The 19702-nt window shown below is 67.6% G+C and carries 22 protein-coding genes; 9 read left to right on the top strand and 13 right to left on the bottom strand.

Translation table 11 applies throughout. The features are described 5' to 3' along the window. Window positions 1–93: 93 nt before the first annotated feature. The 3 genes from VER16_RS16410 to VER16_RS16400 form a co-directional block, all read right to left on the bottom strand. Window positions 94–570: a hypothetical protein gene (locus VER16_RS16410; RefSeq protein WP_324809753.1), complete on the bottom strand. Its 477-nt coding sequence runs from the start codon at window positions 568–570 to the stop codon at window positions 94–96. A gap of 75 nt (window positions 571–645) precedes the next feature. Further along, a complete protein-coding gene (locus VER16_RS16405) occupies window positions 646–1197 on the bottom strand; it encodes a M23 family metallopeptidase (RefSeq protein ID WP_324809752.1) in 552 nt (183 codons plus the stop codon). Window positions 1198–1303: 106 nt separating this feature from the next. Next, entirely contained in the window at window positions 1304–1786 is a 483-nt protein-coding gene (locus VER16_RS16400; protein WP_324809751.1) for an Lrp/AsnC family transcriptional regulator, read from the bottom strand. Between the two features lie 72 nt (window positions 1787–1858). On the opposite strand from VER16_RS16400, the gene VER16_RS16395 reads away from it, so the two are divergent. Beyond that, on the top strand, window positions 1859–2728 hold the full coding sequence (locus VER16_RS16395; protein WP_324809750.1) for an EamA family transporter: 870 nt from the start codon (window positions 1859–1861) through the stop codon (window positions 2726–2728). Between the two features lie 65 nt (window positions 2729–2793). On the opposite strand, the gene VER16_RS16390 is transcribed toward VER16_RS16395, so the two are convergent. The 4 genes from VER16_RS16390 to VER16_RS16375 all read right to left on the bottom strand — a co-directional run bounded on the left by VER16_RS16390 (window position 2794) and on the right by VER16_RS16375 (window position 6088). Continuing rightward, on the bottom strand, window positions 2794–3531 hold the full coding sequence (locus VER16_RS16390) for an endonuclease/exonuclease/phosphatase family protein (RefSeq protein WP_174213557.1): 738 nt from the start codon (window positions 3529–3531) through the stop codon (window positions 2794–2796). Window positions 3532–3584: 53 nt separating this feature from the next. Next, entirely contained in the window at window positions 3585–4424 is an 840-nt protein-coding gene (locus VER16_RS16385) for a thiol:disulfide interchange protein DsbA/DsbL (RefSeq protein ID WP_324809748.1), read from the bottom strand. Window positions 4425–4530: 106 nt separating this feature from the next. Then, window positions 4531–5181 carry a thiol:disulfide interchange protein DsbA/DsbL gene (locus tag VER16_RS16380; RefSeq protein WP_324809747.1) on the bottom strand — a complete coding sequence of 217 codons (651 nt, stop codon included), beginning with the start codon at window positions 5179–5181 and terminating at the stop codon, window positions 4531–4533. A 106-nt stretch (window positions 5182–5287) separates the two neighbouring features. Next, entirely contained in the window at window positions 5288–6088 is an 801-nt protein-coding gene (locus tag VER16_RS16375; RefSeq protein ID WP_324809746.1) for a c-type cytochrome, read from the bottom strand. A gap of 157 nt (window positions 6089–6245) precedes the next feature. Between VER16_RS16375 and yihA the strand changes: the two genes are divergently transcribed. After that, window positions 6246–6848 carry a ribosome biogenesis GTP-binding protein YihA/YsxC gene (yihA, locus tag VER16_RS16370; protein WP_079223317.1) on the top strand — a complete coding sequence of 201 codons (603 nt, stop codon included), beginning with the start codon at window positions 6246–6248 and terminating at the stop codon, window positions 6846–6848. A 129-nt stretch (window positions 6849–6977) separates the two neighbouring features. On the opposite strand, the gene VER16_RS16365 is transcribed toward yihA, so the two are convergent. The 3 genes from VER16_RS16365 to VER16_RS16355 form a co-directional block, all read right to left on the bottom strand. After that, entirely contained in the window at window positions 6978–7952 is a 975-nt protein-coding gene (locus VER16_RS16365; RefSeq protein ID WP_324809744.1) for an MBL fold metallo-hydrolase, read from the bottom strand. Between the two features lie 781 nt (window positions 7953–8733). Next, window positions 8734–9525, bottom strand: coding sequence for an AraC family transcriptional regulator (locus tag VER16_RS16360; RefSeq protein ID WP_324809743.1), 792 nt, complete (start codon window positions 9523–9525; stop codon window positions 8734–8736). After that, entirely contained in the window at window positions 9522–10226 is a 705-nt protein-coding gene (locus VER16_RS16355; protein ID WP_324809742.1) for a VIT family protein, read from the bottom strand. The genes VER16_RS16360 and VER16_RS16355 overlap by 4 nt, the downstream gene beginning before the upstream one ends. A gap of 152 nt (window positions 10227–10378) precedes the next feature. Between VER16_RS16355 and VER16_RS16350 the strand changes: the two genes are divergently transcribed. Next, a complete protein-coding gene (locus VER16_RS16350) occupies window positions 10379–11743 on the top strand; it encodes a glutamate--cysteine ligase (protein ID WP_324809741.1) in 1365 nt (454 codons plus the stop codon). A gap of 89 nt (window positions 11744–11832) precedes the next feature. On the opposite strand, the gene VER16_RS16345 is transcribed toward VER16_RS16350, so the two are convergent. Then, a complete protein-coding gene (locus VER16_RS16345; protein WP_324809740.1) occupies window positions 11833–12885 on the bottom strand; it encodes an NAD(P)-dependent alcohol dehydrogenase in 1053 nt (350 codons plus the stop codon). Window positions 12886–12989: 104 nt separating this feature from the next. Here VER16_RS16345 and VER16_RS16340 point away from each other — a divergent pair, with 104 nt between their 5' ends. After that, window positions 12990–13874, top strand: coding sequence for a LysR family transcriptional regulator (locus VER16_RS16340; RefSeq protein ID WP_324809739.1), 885 nt, complete (start codon window positions 12990–12992; stop codon window positions 13872–13874). 77 nt (window positions 13875–13951) lie between these two features. Here VER16_RS16340 and VER16_RS16335 read toward each other — a convergent pair whose 3' ends face one another. After that, on the bottom strand, window positions 13952–14368 hold the full coding sequence (locus VER16_RS16335) for a VOC family protein (protein WP_324809738.1): 417 nt from the start codon (window positions 14366–14368) through the stop codon (window positions 13952–13954). Between the two features lie 115 nt (window positions 14369–14483). Between VER16_RS16335 and VER16_RS16330 the strand changes: the two genes are divergently transcribed. Next, window positions 14484–15155 (top strand): SMI1/KNR4 family protein, encoded by a 672-nt coding sequence (locus tag VER16_RS16330; RefSeq protein ID WP_324809737.1) that lies wholly within the window; start codon window positions 14484–14486, stop codon window positions 15153–15155. A 110-nt stretch (window positions 15156–15265) separates the two neighbouring features. Continuing rightward, a complete protein-coding gene (locus VER16_RS16325; RefSeq protein ID WP_324809736.1) occupies window positions 15266–15919 on the top strand; it encodes a hypothetical protein in 654 nt (217 codons plus the stop codon). Between the two features lie 78 nt (window positions 15920–15997). Here VER16_RS16325 and VER16_RS16320 read toward each other — a convergent pair whose 3' ends face one another. Continuing rightward, a complete protein-coding gene (locus VER16_RS16320; RefSeq protein ID WP_324809735.1) occupies window positions 15998–17101 on the bottom strand; it encodes an alkene reductase in 1104 nt (367 codons plus the stop codon). Between the two features lie 128 nt (window positions 17102–17229). Here VER16_RS16320 and VER16_RS16315 point away from each other — a divergent pair, with 128 nt between their 5' ends. The 3 genes from VER16_RS16315 to VER16_RS16305 all read left to right on the top strand — a co-directional run bounded on the left by VER16_RS16315 (window position 17230) and on the right by VER16_RS16305 (window position 19664). Beyond that, complete coding sequence (locus VER16_RS16315) at window positions 17230–18138, top strand: LysR family transcriptional regulator (protein ID WP_324809734.1); 909 nt, start codon at window positions 17230–17232, stop codon at window positions 18136–18138. Between the two features lie 82 nt (window positions 18139–18220). Then, window positions 18221–18496 (top strand): metal/formaldehyde-sensitive transcriptional repressor, encoded by a 276-nt coding sequence (locus VER16_RS16310; protein ID WP_079223297.1) that lies wholly within the window; start codon window positions 18221–18223, stop codon window positions 18494–18496. Window positions 18497–18554: 58 nt separating this feature from the next. Further along, on the top strand, window positions 18555–19664 hold the full coding sequence (locus VER16_RS16305; protein ID WP_324809733.1) for an S-(hydroxymethyl)glutathione dehydrogenase/class III alcohol dehydrogenase: 1110 nt from the start codon (window positions 18555–18557) through the stop codon (window positions 19662–19664). Window positions 19665–19702: the final 38 nt, after the last annotated feature.

Below are 19702 nucleotides of genomic sequence, written 5' to 3'. Positions count from 1 at the left end.
GAACCGTCCTGGCTGCCCGGAAAACGCAAGCATGGTAATGCGAATTGTTTCTATTTACAAATGACGCCGGGGCGTGCCAGTCCCTTCGCCGCCTCAGTCTTCCAGCGGGGTGCGCTCGGCCTGGATCTTCATGTGTGGCAACTGGCCCTCGATGCCATCGGCGTACTCCACGGTGACCATCACGTCCTCATCGATCATGGGCGCGCCGTACACCTGCACCTTGCCGGTCATGTACACCGGGGAGCTGCGCAGACGCCCGGCATGGAGGGCTGTTGGATCCAGGCAGGCCAGCGCGTGGCGGATATTGGCCGAGGCGAATTCGGTCGAGGTGTTGGGGATCAGCCAGCGGCAGAACTGCTTGCCCGCCTCGCTGCCATCGTCCTCGCAGCCCTTGCTCCATCGGCTCCAGTCGGTCACCAGGACAATCGATCGCGGGGTATCGACCTGCGCGGTGTTGGTGAAGGCAGCCAGTTGCCTGCACCACGGGTCGCGGTGAGCCTGCAGTGTGCTGCAGCCAGTGGCCAGAATCACAGCAGCGATCAACAGCGGGGTGGCGCGAAGCTGGGCCATCGGCGTGCTCTCCCTGTCACTGCGGCTGATGATGCGGCGGGACCGTCGTGGAGTCGAGCCGCAGCGTCACCAGGCTCAACGCAGCAGCGGCAACGGGTCGCGGGCGCCGTCCTGGCCGTAGATGCCCCAGTGCAGGTGCGGCGGTGTGCCCTTGGCGTTGCCGCTGTCACCGACGTACCCCAGCAACTGCCCGGCCTGCACCACCTGGCCGCGTGCCAGGCCCTCGGCCCAGTCTTCCAGGTGCGCGTAGTAGTAGCGCTCGCGGCCGGGCCCGATCACCCACACCTGGCGCCCGCCCAGCCCGCTTTCGCGTACATCGCTGACGACGCCGACCGTGGCGCTGCGCACGGGCGTGCCGCGCTTGCCGAAGATGTCGATGCCGGCGTGGGTGCGGTCACGGCCACGCGGGGCACCGAAGGTGTCGGCGATCTGGCGGGGACGGACGCCTTCGACCGGCACTGGCAGTTCGGTCGCCGGTGGCATGCGTGCCAAGGACCAGAGCATCTTCGGTGCCGCCGCCCATGGGCTGTTCCACAGGGCCAGTGCGGCGATGCCGGCGGCAAGCAGCAGTGCGCCGGAGAGCAGCCAGCGGCGCAGGCGTCGGGCAGGGGAGGGCGGTGTGGTCATGGCGTCCATAGGTAGCGTCGAGCCTGCTCGACCGTCGGTAATGTAGAGTCGAGACATGCTCGACCGCTACAACGGCAGAGCAACAGCCAGTCGAGCAGGCTCGACTCTACACAAGCGGTGCCAGCGGTACCGCGAAGCTGCGCTTCAACGTGCCCAGCGCAACGGAGGTGCGGAAGCGCTCGATGTTGTCATCGCCACCGAACAGGCGCTCGGTGATCGCCTCGTACTCTTCCATCGAGGCCGCCGAAAGCAGCAGCAGGAAATCGCCGTCGCCGGTGATCGAATAGCACTGCTGCACGGCCGGGTCGTCCTGCACGCGGCGTCGGAACGGGGCCACCTTGTCGCGCTGTTCGCTGACCACGCGCACCTCGACGATGATGGTCAGCGGCCGCCCGACCTTCGCGGCGTCGATCACGGCCACATTGGCGGCAATCACGCCGTTTTCCTGCAGGCGCTTGATGCGCCGCTGCACGGCCGGTGTGGACAGGTGCACGGCCTCGGCGATCTGTCGTTGCGGCAGGGCATTGTCCTGCTGCAGCACGTCGAGGATGGCGCGGTCGAAGCTGTCCAGCACGGGGACGGTGGCCATGGTGAGCAGAAATTGCATGGATGGGTTGTCAATTGAGCCAAGTGCTCGCTGCCGGCGCAATAGACTGGGCGCATGCAGACTTCCCGATTCGCGCCGATGTTGCCGGCGCTGGCGGTGCTGGGTTCGGTGACCGCGCTGGCCATTGGCACCTCCTATGCCAAACACCTGTTCCCGCTGGTCGGCGCGCAGGGCACCAGCGCCCTGCGCGTGGGCTTCTCGGCGCTGTTGCTGCTGCTGTTCTGGCGGCCGTGGCGCTGGAAAACCAGTCACGTGGATGCGATGACCATCCTGCGCTACGGGCTGACCCTGGGCCTGATGAACCTGCTGTTCTACATGGCCATCCGCACCATTCCCTTTGGCATCGCCGTGGCCATCGAGTTCACCGGCCCGCTGACGGTGGCGATGCTGTCCTCGCGGCGGCCGATCGACTTCCTCTGGGTGGGCTGCGCGCTGGTGGGGTTGCTGCTGCTGCTGCCGCTGGGCGGCGGGCCGGCGCTGGACCCGGGCGGCGTGCTCTATGCGATGGGTGCGGCCGCGTGCTGGGGCCTGTACATCGTGTTCGGCAAGCGCGCCGGTCACCTGCATGCCGGCCATACGGTGTCGCTGGGGCTGCTGGCCGCTTCGCTGGTGGTGGTGCCGGTGGGCGTGGCCCATGCAGGGATGGCGCTGCTGCAGCCGGAGATCCTGTTGGCGGGCCTGCTGGTGGCGCTGGTGTCCAGCGCGATCCCGATGTCACTGGAGATGATGGCGCTCAAGCGCCTGCCCAAGGAGACCTTCGGCATCCTCATCAGCATGGAGCCGGCGGTGGCCGCGTTGTGGGCGATGCTGCTGCTGCACGAGCACCTGCAAGGCGTGCAGTGGCTGGCGATCGGCTGCACAGTGGTGGCCTCGGTGGGCAGCACGATGACCGCGCGGCGCTTGAGGACCCCGGTGGTTGTATGAAAAAGGGGACGGAGGGGATTAAGTCGTTTGTTCCACAAACGACTTAATCCCCTCCGTCCCCTTTTTCAGCGCAGGGCTTCGGCCGGGACGTCGATGGCCATGGCCAGGGCCAGATGGTCGGAGAATGCGGCCGGTACGGCTTCCACGCTGCGGGTCTGCAGGCTGCTGCTGACCAGGATATGGTCGATGGCCCGGTCCGGGCGCCAGCTGGGGAAGGTGGGCACCACGCAGCCCGGCGGCTGCAGCCGGGTCTTCTGGTAGAGCACCTGCATTTCCGGGCGCTCGGCCAGGCAGTTGAAATCGCCCATCAGCACCGCGTTCGGGTGGTCCGACAGCAGCTCGGCGATGAAGCCGAGCTGGGACATCCGCGAACCCGCGCCCAGCGACAGGTGGGCCACGGCGACGGCCAGGCCGTCCTCGCCATCACCGAATTTGGCCAGCAGCACGCCACGCCCGCCGATGCGGCCGGGCAGGGCGTGGTCCTGTACTTCCACCGGTTCCAGCTTGCTCAACAGGCCGTTGGCGCTGGAAGCCACCCCGCCCATGCGCCGGTTCGGCTGGTGGCTCCAGTAATTGAAGCCGGCACGCTGGGCCAGGTAGTGGGTCTGGTTGGTGAAGCCCGACCGCAGACTGCCCGGGTCGGCCTCCTGCAGGCCGACGATGTCGTGGCCGCGTGCCAGGGTGGCGATCGCGTCCAGGCTGCTGCGCTTGCGTCCCGCCGGCAGCGCATGTGACCAGCTGCGGGTCACATAGTCGCTGTAGCGGCGGGTGCTTGAGCCGGCCTGGATGTTGGCCGTCAGCAGGCGCAGGGTCCGTGTGTGGGGGGAAGTCACGGCCGGTAATGCTTTCTCTTGGATCAGTGAGCCTGGGCCGCAGCGCGTTCGCGGGCGATCAGGTGGTCGGCGATGCGCAGCATGTCCGGGAAGCTCTTGCCCTTCACCAGGTACTTGCCGTTGATGATGATCGACGGGGTGCCGCTGATCGCGCTGCGCTGGGCGAACTGCTTGGCCGAGTTGGTCTTGGCGTTCACCGCGAAGCTGCCCATGGTGGCGGCGAACTGCTTCGGATCCACGCCGTAGCCGGCGTAGAACTTGGCGATGTCGTCAATCGAGTCAGCGCCGCGCTCACCCTTCAGGGTCTTCTGCGAGTGGATGGCCGAATACAGTGCTTCGTGGGTCTTTTCCTGCACGCCCAGGGTCTGTGCGGCGTAGAAGGCGCGGGCGTAATTGTCCCAGGTGCCGCCGAACATGGCCGGCACGTAGACGAAGTTCACGTCGCTGGGCAGGCCGGCCTTCCACGGGCCGACCAGCGGCTGGAAGGCGGCGCAGGCCGGGCAGACGTAGCCGAAGATCTCGACCACCTCAACCTTGCCGGCGGCCGGCTGGAACGGCTGGCCATTGCTGATCAGCTGGTAGTCGCTGCCTTCCACCGGGGCCGGGCCGGTCAGCGCGGTGGTGGTCGGGGCCGGTGCCGCAGCGGGGGCGGCTTCGGTGGCGGCCTTGTCGCCTTCGGCAGCCGGGGCCGCGCCTTCGGCGGCAGCGGGCTCGGCGGCGGGGGCCGCAGCGGGCTCGGCAGCAGCCGGGGTGGCGGCCGGTTCAGCCGGGGCGGTGGTGTTGGTGCTGCCGTCGTCGGCCTTGCAGGCCGCCAGGAGCGGCAGCAGGGCTGCAAGTGCGATCGCGGCGATACGGGTCTTCATTGAAACGTCTCCAGCATCTGGAAAGGTGGGGCCGACGGCGGACGCCGGCCAGGGGGAAATGATGACATGCGGCGGCGACAGCGCCGTGTCGATGGTCGGGATCGGTTCAGCGGCCGCGACGGGCGCGCGCTTCGGAGATCAGCTGGGAGGCGATGCGCAGCTGGTCCTCGAAGCTGGTGCCGCGCACCAGGTACTGGCCGTTGATGATGAGGGCCGGGGTGCCCGGCACCTGGGTGCGCTGGGCGAAGGCCCGGGCGTCGGCCACCTTCTTCTGCACGGCATCGCCGCGCAGGGCCTGCTTGTAGCGGTCGGCGCTCACGCCATAGGTGGCATAGAACGTGGCGAGCTCATCGGCCGAGACGTTCTGCATCGGCAGCGAACCCTGTTCGTGCAGGGCTTTGAACACGGCGGCGTGGCTGCGCTTGGCAACGCCCACTTCATCGGCCGCGTAGTAGGCCAGGGCCCAGGCATCCCAGGCACCGCCGAAGGCGGCCGGGACCGGGGTGAAGCGCACGTCGGCCGGCAGCTTGGCAGCCCAGGCTTCCAGCTGCGGCTCGAAGTGGGCGCAGTGCGGGCAGGTGTAGCCGAACACTTCAACGACTTCGATCTTGCCGGCCAGCGGCTGGAACGGGCCGGGCTTGGCGATGCGCTCGTAATCCTTGCCTTCAACCAGTGGGGCATTGGCGGGGGTGGCGGCGTAGGCGGCCAGCGGCAGCATCACCAGCAGGGACAGCAGAAGGCGGGGAATCAACCTCATCGACACGCATCTCCATTGAAAATAACAACGCCGGCGCAGCCGCCGGCGTGAAGGAAACATACCGCAGCTGCGGGCCGCCGTGGCGACCCGGGCCGACCAGTGGCGGTCAGGGGGCGGCGGCCGGTTGTGGGGCAGCCGCCTCGGCAGCGAGATCATCGGCCTTGTTGTGCAGGCCCTGCAGGTAGCTGGACAGCGCCTGGACTTCCTGCTCGCTCAGTTTCTGGGCGATGGCGGCCATGATCTGGAAGTGCGCCTTGTCGGTCTCGTTGGTCTGCCCGGCCTGGTATTCCTGCAGGCGGCGTGCGACATAGCTGGCGTGCTGGCCGCCGATATGCGGGTAGGCCGGGCCGGGGTTGCCGGCGCCGCTGGGGCCGTGGCAGGCCATGCAGGCCGGCAGGCCGCGGGTGGCGTCGCCGCCGCGGTACAGCTGCTGGCCGATCTCGTAGAACTTCATGCCCTTGTAGGGGCCGTCGGCCACGGCGGTATCGTCGGCGATGCCGGCGGTGGCCTTCTGGGTGGCGAAGAACGCGCCGATATCGCGCATGTCCTGCGGGGTGAGGTTCTGCACGAAGGGCACCATCGCCACCGACGCGCCGGAACTGCGCTGGCCGTTGGCGATCAGGGCCATCTGCTGGGCGACGTAGCGTTCGCTCTGGCCGGCGATGGACGGGTACATCTCCACCGTGGAATTGCCGTCGGCCCCATGGCAGGCCGCGCAGGCCGAGGCCTTGGTCTGGCCGGCCTTGGCATCGCCCCAGGTGGTCTTGCTGAAATCCACCTCCAGCGAGGCGGTGCGGATCGGCCCGTTGTCGGGCAGCGGGGTCAGCGTGGTCTGCGCGAACGCAGCGGCGGCAACGACGACGGCGGTGGCAAGAGCGGATACGGCAAGAACGCGAGCGTGGCGCATGCTAAAGCTCCGTATGGACCGGGCCGGGGCGTGGCCGCCGGCATCGCCCGGATTATCAACGCCGTTTCCGCGCACGGTCAACGCAGCAGTGCAGCATTTTCCCGGCCTGCGGCCCCCGGAACGGGCGCGCGGCGCCGCAACATGCGATCCTAGGCGCATGTCATTGCTCATCGAACGCGCCCGTTACCACCTCTCGGCCCACAACGTGCGGCAGCTGCCGCCCGATGAAGGAGCCGAAGTGGCCTTCGCCGGCCGCTCCAACGCCGGCAAGTCCAGCGCCCTCAACGCGCTGACCCGGCAGAATTCCCTGGCCCGCGTGTCCAAGACCCCCGGCCGCACCCAGCAGCTGGTGTTCTTCCAGATCACCCCGGAAGCGCACCTGGTCGACCTGCCCGGTTATGGCTATGCCAAGGTGCCGCTGGACCTGCAGGCGCACTGGCAGGCCTTCATCGACCGGTACTTCCGCACCCGCGAAGCCCTCAAGGGCCTGGTGGTGGTGATGGACATCCGCCACCCGCTGAAGGACTACGACCGGCAGATGCTGTCCTACGCCGTGCAGCGTGGCATGCCCGCGCACGCGCTGCTGACCAAGGCCGACAAGCTCAGCCGCAGCCAGCAGATGCAGACCCTGCAGAAGGTCCGCAAGGAACTGCATTCGGCCTATGGCGACAGCGTCAGCGTGCAGGTGTTCTCCGGTGAGGACCGCACCGGCGTGGACGAAGCCCGCGGCGTGATCGGCGGCTGGCTGGGGCTGGCGTGACAACGAAGCGTGCCGGGCGTTGCCCGGCAGCATTCCGGTAGAGCCGAGCCCCACGCTCGGCTGCCGCGCGCAGCGCGGTGGGGCCCCCGGTAGCCGAGCATGGGCTCGGCGCTACAAGGGCTCACCGGCTCATTTCAACGGTGAGTACTCCGCCGGTACCCACGCATAGGCCTCGCCCTCGCGGCGCACATGGCCAAGGCCGGGGAAGGGCAGGTGCGCACCGGCCACCCACCAGCCCTTGGCGGTGGCCTGCTCAAGCAGCCCGCGACGGCTGGCGATGGCCGCCTTGCGGTCCGCATCGGCCTCGAACGCCGCTTCCGGGTGCGCGAACTGCACCGCGTGGAAGTGCAGCACATCGCCCCACACCAGCAACGACTGGCCCTGGCTGTCGAACCGGTAGGAGACATGGCCCGGGGTATGGCCATGGGTATCCATCGCCACCGCGCCAGCGGGCAGCGCATCGCCCGGCTTGAACGTACGCAGCCTGCCGTGGGCCTGGTAGGGCGCGACCGCATTGCGGGCCAGCGGGAAGGCGAAACGCACGCCTTCCGGCGCACCGGCTTCGCTGGCCGGGTCCAGCCAGTAGTCGGCATCGGCCTCGGACAGCCACACCGTGGCATTGGGGTAGGCCGGCTGGCCCTGCGCGTCGAGCACGCCGCACATGTGGTCCGGGTGGGCGTGGGTGAGCAGGATGTCATCGACCTCGGCCGGGTCGACGCCGGCGGCGCGCAGGTTGCCCAGCACCTGGCCCAGGCCGGGGCCGAAGCACTGCGCGGTGCCGGTATCGACCAGGGTCAGGTGGTTGCCCTGGCGGACCAGGAAGGCGTTGACCGCAGTCTGCAGGCCCTTCCTGTCCTCGGGTACGTAGCGGCCGTCGAGCAGGCGGGTGACCAGGGTGGGCGAGACATCAACCACTTCCTGGCGGCCGAGCGCGACCACGCCATCGAACAGGGCGGTGACCTGCAGCGCGCCGATGCGCTGGTGGTAGACACCCGGCACCTGCTGGGTGGGGGCGGGCGAAGTGGCTTCGGCCAGGGCAGTCAGCGGCAGGGAGGACAGGGCCAGCAGCAGGGCACCGCGCAGGGGCAGGTGTTGGAGATTCATGGGAGCAACTCGGTAGGGCGGGTGATTCCGTCGTCGTGCAGCGTGCCGGGTGGCGCGCGCGCGATGCGCTCAAACCACTGCGTGGAATGCTCAGGGGGGGGGGTCGGCAGGGCTTGCAGCCCTGCACCTGCTTCAAGCCACGGCAACGTCAACGTCAACGTCAAAAGCTGGTTTCCTGGGGGATGGCGGGGTGGGTCCGGTTGAGGGGGACGCCGTAAATACGTCCATGTAGGCTCGGTCGCCGCATCCATGCGGCTCACGCCCCCTCAACCGGACCCACCCCGCCTTCGACAGACCTCCGCGATCTGTCGGAACCTGCTGCTGATGGTGGGTGTCGACCGTTGGTCGGCACGGGTTCGGATATCGATGTCTGAAGGAAAAATCGTGTCGACCAAGGTCGACACCTACCAACAGCCTGTCGCAGTAGAGCCACGCCATGCGTGGATGATTCATCCGATATCCGACAGATGTGCCGACCAACAGCCGCCGTTACCAGTAGAGCCACGCCATGCGTGGATGATTTATCCGACATCCGACAGATGTGCCAACCAACGGTCGGCACCCACCAACAGTCGCGGGAGACTGTCAGAGGCGGGGCGGTGTGGGTGGGCAGGACCGTTGGCGCCATGGATGGCGCCATCGAGCCCCCATGGATGGGTTTACGGCGTGTCCTGACCACCCACACCGCCCCGCCATCCCACGGAATGCAGGCTTTTGACGTTGACGTTGACGTTGATTGCAGCAGGTGCAGGGCTGCAAGCCCTGCCAGACAACCCCACCCTTAGATGTCTGTCGGAGCCAGCCCGTACTGCTCGGCGAAGCGCTTGCTGAAACTCGCCGCCGAGCGATACCCGGCGCGGGCGGCCACCGTCTTCAGCGGTAGATCGGTCGTGTACAGCAGCGTCATGCCGTGCGCCAGCCGCGCCTCGGTCAACAGCTGCCGCAGGCTGGTGCGCTCGGCGGCCAGGCGTCGGCGCAGGGTCGCGCCGCTCAGCGCGAACTGGTCTTCCACATCGCGCGACTGCCAGTCACGCGACGGATCGGCGGCGATGCGGTCGCGGATCTGTTCGCCCAGGCTCGGTGCCTGCGGCAACAGCAGGTTGCCGTGGCCCTGCCGGCACCAGGCCAGTACCAGCTCGGCCAGCGCCAGCCGTGCCTCGCTGTAATGCCCATCCTGCAGCGCCTGGCGCCAGCGCCGCAGCACCGGGCCATGGTCGATCAACCGGGGCTGCGCGATCGCATCGCCAGCGGCGGGCAGCGCTTCGCTCCACAGCGGCACGATGGCGCTGAGGTAGCGACCGCTGCCTGCGTCGGGCGTGTTGACCACATCGATGCGGCAGCGCTGGGTGAACAGCAGCATGTCACCGGCGTGGGCGGTGAGGGACTGGTGGGCGGTGCGTACCTGCTTGCTGCCTTCCAGCAGGATCACGAATTGTGGCTGCGGTATCTCCACCGAACTGGCGCCGTGCTCGCGTCGCGCGGTGATGCAGGCAAAGCCTTCGGCGCGATCACAGCTGGCCAGGCTGGCCAGCTCGGCCAGCAGGGCAACCTCGGGCGGCGGCATCGCGGTCATGACACATGCGCTCCCAGCAGGCGGCCAATGCCGGCAGCGGCCGCCATGGCCAGCGCACCCCAGAACATCACCCGCATGGCGCCACGCGCGGCTGGCGCGCCTCCGGCACGGGCGGCCATCGCGCCGGTCAGGCACAGGCCGAGCAGGGTGCTGGCGGTCGTGGCCAGCGTGACCCGTTCCGCACTGGAAAAAAGTGCGGTCAGCACCGGCAGCGCGGCGCCGCAGGTGAAGGCACCCGCCGAGGCCAGCGCGGCCTGCAGCGGGCGCGCGCGCAGGGTATCGGTAATGCCAAGCTCATCGCGTGCATGTGCCCCAAGTGCATCGTGTGCGGTGAGCTGCTCGGCCACCTGCCGGGCCAGCGCAGGCTGCAGCCCGCGATGACGGTAGATGGCGGTCAACTCGTCCAGCTCGCTGTGCGGGTCTTCGTGCAGCTCGCGTTTTTCCACCGCCAGGTCGGCCGCTTCGGTGTCGGCCTGGGTCTGCACGGAAACGTATTCTCCGGCGGCCATCGACATCGCACCGGCCACGGTGCCGGCGATGCCGGTGGCCAGGATGGTGCTGGCCGAAGCACCGCTGGCGGCCACGCCGACCACCAGCCCGGCAACCGAGACGATGCCGTCGTTGGCGCCCAGGACGGCGGCGCGCAGCCAGCCGACGCGGTCGGCGCGGTGCAGTTCCGGGTGTCGTGAATGGCGGCTCATGGCCTGAGTGTACGGGGGTCAAGACGCCGTCGGTAGGATGCTGAAACCCGTCACCGTCGCATGCTGCGAAGGGCCGCCACGCTATAGTGCGCCCTTGCGATGGAAGGCCCCCGGCCCCACATCCCCTGCCACTGTCCAGCGAGTCCTCCCCCTTGTCGAGCCCCAGCCACGTCGCCGATACGCCCATTACCGACCGCTCGCAGCTGGTCGAGGTGCTTGCCTCCGGCGAAAAGCCCCGTGCGCAGTGGCGCATCGGCACCGAGCACGAGAAGTTCGGGTTCCGCCTGGACGATCTTCGTCCGCCCACCTTCGAGGGCGAGCGCGGCATCGAAGCCCTGCTCAACGGCCTGACCCGCTTCGGCTGGGAGCCGGTGCAGGAGAACGGCAACACCATCGCCCTGCTGCGTGACAACGCCTCGGTGACGCTGGAGCCGGCCGGGCAGCTTGAACTCTCGGGTGCGGCGCTGGAAACCATCCACCAGACCTGCGTGGAAACCGGCACCCACTTGAATGAAGTGGCACAGGTGGCCGGTGAACTGCAGCTGGGCTTCCTCGGCATGGGTTTCCAGCCGAAGTGGAAGCGCGATGAAATGCCGTGGATGCCCAAGGGCCGCTACAGGATCATGCGCTCCTACATGCCCAAGGTCGGTTCGCTGGGCCTGGACATGATGACCCGCACTTCCACCGTGCAGGTCAACCTGGATTACGCGACCGAAGCGGACATGGTGAAGAAGTTCCGCGTGTCGCTGGCGCTGCAGCCGATCGCCACCGCGCTGTTTGCCGATTCGCCGTTCACCGAAGGCAAGCCGAACGGCTACCTGAGCTACCGCTCGCACATCTGGACCGACACCGACGCCGACCGTACCGGCATGCTCGACTTCGTGTTCGAGGACGGCTTCGGTTACGAGCGCTATGTCGATTACCTGCTCGATGTGCCGATGTATTTCTCCTACCGCGATGGCATCTACCACGACGCCAGCGGGCAGAGCTTCCGCGACTTCATGCAGGGCAGGCTGCCGGTGCTGCCGGGTGCGCTGCCGACGCTGCGCGACTGGTCGGACCACATGACCACCGCCTTCCCGGAAGTGCGCCTGAAGAAGTACCTGGAAATGCGCGGTGCCGACGGCGGCCCGTGGAGCCGCCTGTGTGCGCTGCCGGCGTTCTGGGTCGGCCTGCTGTACGACGACACCGCGCTGGATGCCGCCTGGGACCTGGTGCGCGACTTCAGCCTGGCCGAGCGCCACGCGCTGCGCGACGGCGTGCCGAAGCATGCGATGGGCCTGCCGTTCCGCAACGGCACCGTGCGTGATCTGGCCCGCGAAGCGGTGAAGATTTCCGTCGAAGGCCTCAAGCGCCGCGCTGCGCGCAATGCTGATGGCCAGGATGAGAGCAAGTTCCTGGACGTGCTGCAGGAGATCGTCGAATCGGGCCTGACCCCGGCCGAGCGCAAGCTGGCACTGTTCCATGGCCGCTGGCATGGCGATGTGGATCCGGTGTTCCGCGAGTTCGCGTACTGATCGCGGTGCGGGATTGCCGGCCAGCGGCCGGCACTACCGATAAAAAACCCCGGCAATGCCGGGGTTTTTTCATTCCATCACTGCAGCGATCAGGCCTTGATGGTGGCCATGTCGATCACGAACCGGTAGCGCACATCGTTCTTCGCCATGCGCTCCCAGGCCTGGTTCACGTCCTTGATGTTGATCACTTCAACATCGCTGACGATGCCGTGCTCGGCACAGAAATCCATCATTTCCTGGGTTTCGGCCATGCCGCCGATGGCCGAGCCGGTGACGTGCCTGCGGCCGAAGATCACGCTGGCGCCCATCAGCGGCGGGTCCAGTTCGGTGATCACGCCGACCAGGCACATGGTGGCATCGCGCTTGAGCAGGCTCATGTACGGGTTGGTGTCATGGCTGACCGGCACCGTGTTGAGCAGGAAGTCGAAGCTGTTGGCATGCGCCTTCATCTGCGCGGGGTCGCGCGAGACCAGCACTTCGTCGGCGCCCAGGCGCTTGGCGTCGGCCCCCTTTTCCGGGGTGGTGGTGATCATCACCACGGTGGCCCCCATCGCCTTGGCGAACTTCACGCCCATGTGGCCGAGGCCACCCAGGCCGATCACGCCGACCTTCTGGCCCGGGCCGACCTTCCAGTGGCGCAGCGGCGAATAGGTGGTGATGCCGGCGCACAGCAGCGGCGCGGCGGCCTTCAGGTCGAGCTTCTCGGAGACCTTCACCACGAAACGCTGCTCGACCACGATGTGGTCGGAGTAGCCACCCATGGTCAGCTCGCCGGTGTTGCGGTCGTGGCTGTTGTAGGTGTAGGTCGGGCCCTTTTCGCAGTACTGCTCGAGGTCGTGGTCGCAGGCATCGCAGTGGCGGCAGGAATCAACCATGCAGCCGACACCGGCGTAATCGCCGACCTTCAGGGTGGTGACGGACGGGCCGACTTCGACCACACGGCCGATGATCTCGTGGCCGGGCACCATCGGGTACTCGGCGCCGCCCCAGTCGTCACGGGCCTGGTGCAGGTCGGAATGGCAGATACCGCTGTACAGCACTTCGATTCGGATGTCGTTGGCGCCGACGGCGCGACGTTCGAAGGTGAAGGGCTCGAGCGGGGCGGTGTTGGTGCGGACCGCATAACCATGGGCGAGGGACATGGGGAATCCTTGGCGGGGTTTGTCGAAAGGCGTTTTACAATACGCCCCTCGTACCGGCCTACAAAGCCCGGATATCGGCATGATTCATCAAGGCAGACTGCACAATGGCCTCTGACAATCTCTCCCACCTGGCCGCTTTCGCCGCAGTCGCCCGGCACCGCAGCTTCCGCAAGGCCGGCGGCGAGCTGACCCTGTCGACCTCGGCGGTGAGCTATGCGATCCGCGCGCTGGAAGAGCGGTTGGGCGTTGGCCTGTTCCACCGGACCACCCGCAGCGTGGCCCTGACCGAGGCGGGGCAGCGCCTGCTGGACCGGCTGCAGCCGGCACTGGGCCAGGTGCATGACGCCCTGGAAGAAATGAACCAGTTCAGGGACAGCCCGACCGGCCTGCTGCGCATCAACGCGGCGCGGGCGGCGGTGCCGAACCAACTGGGCCCGCGACTGACCCGCTTCCTGCGCGCGCATCCCGATGTGCGGCTGGAGCTGACCGAGAACGATGGTCTGGTCGACATCGTCGCCGAGGGCTTCGATGCCGGCGTGCGCCTGCACGAGTTCGTGCCCGAGGACATGGTGGCGGTGCCGCTGGGACCGCCACTGCACGGCATGATCGTGGCCTCGCCGGAGTACCTGCGCCAGCACCCGGCGCCGCAGCACCCACGCGACCTGCTGCAGCACGAATGCATCCGCTTCCGTTTCGCGAGTGGGCACCTGTACAAGTGGCAGTTCGACCGCGAGGGGCAGTCGCTGGAAATCGACGTGCGCGGGCGGCTGACGCTGAGCGAGCAGACCACCATCATGCGTGCGGTGCTCGATGGTTTCGGCCTGGCCTACGTGCTGGAGGATGCCGCGCGCCCGCATATCGAGGCCGGGACGATGGTGGCGGTGCTGCAGGACTGGAGCGAGCCGTTTCCTGGCTTCGTGCTGTATTACCCGAAGCAGCGGCAGATGTCGTCGGCGTTGCGCGCATTCGTGGATCTGCTGCGGGAGTGATGCCGTGCCGACCAACGGTCGGCCCCCGCCCGGCTCAGCCAGGTAGATCCACGCCATGCGTGGATGGCACGCGCCGATCACTCCACCAAGGCGTCATACCCCAGCCCGACGAACTGGATCAGGCAGAACCCATGCCCGAACGGATCGGCCAGCACCGCCAGCCGTCCCCAGCGTCGCTCGCTCACCGGCTGTTCGATCACCGCGCCTGCGGCCACCGCGCGTGACAGCGCGACGTTGATGTCTTCCACCACCCAGTCCAGGTGCAGTGGCGTCCAGTGGCGCTCGAAATCGCGCACATCGCCTTCGTCGGTGGCGGCGCTGCCCGCATCACTCTGCAGCAGGTACAGCGGGGTGGGGCCGCCGAGCAGTTCAAGCGCCCCGGCCCCCAGCCGTCGGCCGACGCGCAGGCCGAACGCTGCAACGTAGAACATCTCGGCAGCGGCCAGGTCAGGTACATCGATATTGACGATGAAGGTGCGGGCGGGGGAGTCCATGGCACGGGTCTGCGGCGGACGGTTGCACGCAGTCTAGACCTCCGGCGGCACGCCGCGGGTTCATCTGTCACCGGAATTCAGGCAAGGTAGATGGCTGCTTTCGACAGGGACATCCATGAGCACGCTTATCGAGATCGAACAGGCCACGGGCCAGGCATTCCCGCCGCTGTTCCACCAGATCACCGCCGAGGGACGGGCGGACTGGGGTGCCACGGGCAATCTGTGGTTCCGCGAGGTGTTTCCCACGCTGTTGGCACAGCCGCCGTTGCTGCTGCATGCCAACGAGTTCGAGCCGATCGCGCTGCACGAGTTGCGCGAAGCGTGGGAAGACCTGACCGCCGAGGATCACTACAACCCGCTGCGCGAAGACCTGCAGCTGCTGCCGTTCGCACGCAGCGGTGCGGGCGATACCTATTGTTTCTGGAGCAACGCCCCCGGCTTCATCGAGCCGCCGGTGCTGATGGTCTGGCACGACGATGACCGTGCCGACGTGCTCGCCGCCAACCTGCAGGACTTCCTGTTCCGCAAGATGGTCGAGGCCGTGACGGAGCTGGAAGCGGCGTACACGACGCTGGTCGAGGGTGATCTGGCCGCCAACCTGCAGGCCTGGCTGGGCAGCCATCGCGGCTGGTTGCGCGACGACCAGGCGGCGGCGCTGGAGGCCTTGTTTGCCCGCACCGATGACATCGCCGCAGGGCGGATCAGTGACGAGGAAGCGCAGGCGCTGGTGACGCGGGTGATCGGCTTCCCGCGGCTGGACGAGTCGTTCGCCTACGTGCGGACCTGAGCGCCGCTTGCGCGCCAGCGTCGATGTGCCTGATGCTGGAGCTGGATGGATGCTGCGGCAGGCGTCATCACCGCGGTACGGTGTTCTCCCTGACTGGCCAAGGATGTCGCATGTCTACTCTCACGCGCTGGACGCTGTGCCTGCTGTTGTCGACCCTGCCGGCGCTGGCGGGCGCCACCGCGCAGATTCCGGACACCATCGAGATCGACGGCAAGCAGCTGACGTTGAACACCAATCCACTCAGCGCCCAGCTGCAGGCGAGGGGCTGGAGCCCGCCGGACGACGCCGAACAGTCCACCGCGAACTGGCGTGGCTACGTGGCCCGCTGGCGGATCGATGGCGACGCGCTCGTGCTGGTCGATGCCACCATCGATCTGCCGGGCAACGTGGATGACGGGGTGTACAAGCCGCGCAAACGCAGCATCAAGGCGGAGCTGTTCCCTGGACAGGCGCGGGTGGTGGCCGACTGGTACACCGGCATGCTGATCATCCCGGATGGCGAGCTGACCCGCTACGTGCACATGGGCTATGGCTCCAGCTACGACCACTACCAGCTGGTCCGGGTGAAGGACGGCAAGGTGCTGGAGCACCTTTCCATGGACGAAGCCGCGTTCGAGGCCTACAAGAGCAAGGCGTTCCAGGCGTTCAGGGGGACGCCCGAATTCCGCAGCGCGCTGAAGGAGACGAAGTCCAAGGGGATGACGGAAGCCCAGGCCATCGACTTCCTGCAGAGTTTCAATGCCGAGGTCTACCTGTCGCGTTGATGGGTTTGCCGGCCTTGCGCCGCGTGCAGCAGGGGTCAGATCCCTTTCCGTTGGAAACGGATCCGACCCCATGCCCGATCAGCTCGCCGCCGGGTAATCCAGATAGCCCTCGCGGCCACCACCGTAGTAGGTATCCCGATCCGGCGCGGCCAGTGCGATGTCCTGCTGCAGGCGCTCGACCAGATCCGGGTTGGCGATGAACGGCTGGCCGAAGGCCGCGATGTCGATCGTGCCTTCGTCGATCAGGCGCAGGGCGTACTCGCGGGTCATGCCGCCGGCCAGCAGCACGGTGCCGCCGTAGGCCTGCTTGAACGCCTTCAGGAAGTCTTCGCCGATGGCGCGCTCGCCGTGCAGGTAGTTGTCATTCAGATGCACATAGGCCAGCCCGCGCTTGCCCAGTTCTTCGGCCAGGTACAGATAGCTGGCTTCGTTCTCGGCATAGGCCGGCATGTCGAAGACCTGGCTGTTCGGTGCCAGGCGCACGCCGACGCGGTGCGCGCCGATGCTGGCGGCCAGTGCATCGACGGTGTCCAGGATCAGCCGTGCGCGATTGCGCAGCGAGCCGCCGTAGAGATCCTGCCGGTCGTTGGTGAGCGGGTTGAGGAACTGCTCGAACAGATAGCCGTTGGCGGCGTGCAGTTCGATGCCGTCGAAGCCGGCGGCGATGGCATTTTCCGCGCCCCGCACGAAGTCGCTGACGATGCCCGGTACTTCATCGCTGCGCAGGGCGCGCGGCGGGGTCGGATCGACGCGGCCGCGGCTGCCGTCATCCAGGTACACGAAGGCGAAGTTGCGCGGGTCGCTGCCCACGGCACGCGTACTGGCGCTGACCGGCTGGCCGCCGTCGGGCTGCAGCGAGCTGTGCGACATGCGGCCGACATGCCACAGCTGGGCGAAGATCGTGCCCTGCGCGCTGTGTACAGCGTCAGTCACCTGGTTCCAGCCCGCCACCTGTTCGGCCGACCAGATGCCCGGCACGTCGATGTAGCCCTGGCCCTGTGGCGAGACCGGCGTGCCTTCGCTGATGATCAGGCCGGCGCTGGCGCGCTGCCGGTAGTACTGCGCGGTCAATTCGTTGGCCACGGCGCCCGGATTGCGGGCACGGGTCATCGGCGCCATGGCAATGCGGTTGTGCAGCGGGGTTCCCGCCAGATCGAAGGGGCGGAACAGCAGGTCGGTCATCTCGGTCATCTCGGTGTGGGGGAGGGCGCCCGTGGCGCCATGCACACAGGATGGAGTTGACATCGAGGCGCATAAAGAGCTTCGATTTCCCTCTTGGCGGGACATCGTGTCCCCAATGGAGGCTGCAGATGCTGCCCGTGGAATCCTTGAACGGCCTGGTGACCTTCGTCACCACGGCGCGCGCCGGCACCTTCACCGAGGCGGCCGAAGCGCTGGGCATCTCGCGCTCGGCGGTGGGCAAGGCCATCGCCCGGCTGGAGGCGCGGCTGGGCGTGCGCCTGTTCCACCGCACCACCCGGCGCATCGCGCTGACCACCGACGGCGAGGCCTACTACGCCTCGTGTGCGGCCGCGCTGGAGGAGATCTCCGCCGCCGAAGCCTGCCTGGGCTCGGCGGCGCACCTGCCCAGCGGACGCCTGCGCATCGACATGCCCTCGTCTTTCGGCCGCCTGGTGGTGATGCCGGTGCTGCTGAAGCTCTGCCAGCAGTACCCCGACCTGCAGCTGACCGTGACCTTCACCGATCACTTCGTCGACCCGATCGAGGAAGGCATCGACCTGCTGATCCGCTTCGGTGGACTGCAGCAGGCCGAGCACCTGGTGGCGCGCCGGCTGGGCAGCCAGCGCCTGGTCACCTGTGCCGCGCCGTCCTACCTGCAGGCGCACGGCGTGCCAGGCAGCGTGGACGAGCTACGCCAGCACCGCAGCATCGTCGGCTACCGCCACGGTCAGCCGATGGCATGGCGGATCGGCGCGGACGGCGAGGGCGGTACCTTCATTCCGCAGGCCACCCACCAGCTCAACGATGGTGATGCGGTGATCGACGGTGCCATCGCCGGGCTCGGCATCTGCCAGATGCCGGTCTCGCTGGTCCGTCGGCACCTGCAGTCCGGCGCGCTGCAATCGGTGCTGGACGAGTGCATGCAGCGGCACATCGAGATCCACGCGCTGTGGCCGCCGACCCGCCACCTGCGGCCGAAAGTGCGCTTCGTGGTGGATGAACTGACCCGGCTGGCCGCTACGGGCGCGTTCGACTGAACGCCCTGGATCGCCCCGCGGATTGAGCCCCGGCGTCGCCTGTGTATACTATCCCCCAGTATAGTTCCGCAGGTGGCCCGCCATGCCGCATTCCCCCGAAGAGAAGAAGAAGGTCCTGGCCCGCGTGCGTCGCATCCGCGGCCAGTGCGATGCGCTGGACCGCGCGCTGGAGGCCGGCGCCGACTGCGGGCCGGTGCTGCAGCAGATCGCGGCCATCCGTGGCGCGGTCAACGGGCTGATGTCCGAGGTGATGGAAGCCCACCTGCGCGAGGAATTCGGCCAGCCAGCCACCTCAGATGAACAACGCGCCGAACGCGTGCGCGAGATGAGCGGGCTGATCCGCTCGTACCTGAAATAAACAACGGCGCACCATAGCGCCGCCCATCCTGTTACTGCCTGTCTTTGGAGAGTCCGCCATGAAATCCCGTGCCGCCGTCGCCTTTGGTCCCGGCCAGCCGCTGCAGATCGTCGAGATCGACGTCGCCCCGCCGAAGGCCGGCGAAGTGCTCGTCAAGATCACCCACACCGGTGTCTGCCACACCGATGCGTTCACCCTGTCCGGCGATGATCCGGAAGGCCTGTTCCCGGTGGTGCTGGGCCATGAAGGCGCCGGCATCGTGGTGGAAGTGGGCGAGGGCGTGACCAGCGTCAAGCCGGGCGACCACGTGATTCCGCTGTACACCGCCGAGTGCGGCGAATGCCTGTTCTGCAAGAGCGGCAAGACCAACCTGTGCGTGTCGGTGCGTGCCACCCAGGGCAAGGGCGTGATGCCCGACGGCACCAGCCGCTTCAGCTACAACGGCGAGCCGATCTACCACTACATGGGCTGCTCGACCTTCAGCGAATACACCGTGGTGGCTGAAGTCTCGTTGGCCAAGATCAATCCGGAAGCGAACCCGGAACACGTCTGCCTGCTCGGCTGCGGCGTCACCACCGGCATCGGCGCGGTGCACAACACCGCCAAGGTGCAGGAAGGCGACAGCGTGGCCGTGTTCGGCCTGGGCGGCATCGGCCTGGCGGTCATCCAGGGTGCGCGCCAGGCCAAGGCCGGCCGCATCATCGCGGTGGACACCAACCCGTCCAAGTTCGAGCTGGCCCGCGAATTCGGTGCCACCGACTGCATCAACCCGAAGGACTTCGACACGCCGATCCAGCAGGTCATCGTTGAAATGACCACCTGGGGCGTGGACCACAGCTTCGAGTGCATCGGCAACACCAGCGTGATGCGTGCGGCGCTGGAATGCGCGCACCGTGGCTGGGGCCAGAGCGTGGTGATCGGCGTGGCCGGTGCCGGCCAGGAAATCTCCACCCGTCCGTTCCAGCTGGTCACCGGCCGCAAGTGGATGGGCACGGCCTTTGGCGGCGTGAAGGGCCGCAGCCAGCTGCCGGGCATGGTGGAAGACGCGATGAAGGGCGATATCGAGCTGGCCCCGTTCGTCACCCACACCATGGACCTGGACAAGATCAACGAAGCCTTCGACCTGATGCATGAAGGCAAGTCGATCCGCTCGGTCGTCCACTACTGAATCACGCCAGGCGGCAGGCCGCGTGCCTGCCGCCGCTG

It is taken from the genome of Stenotrophomonas sp., assembly GCF_035634915.1.
GTDB lineage: Bacteria > Pseudomonadota > Gammaproteobacteria > Xanthomonadales > Xanthomonadaceae > Stenotrophomonas.
Note: the sequence above shows the minus strand (reverse complement) of the source record. Positions and strands in the feature narration are given on the sequence as shown.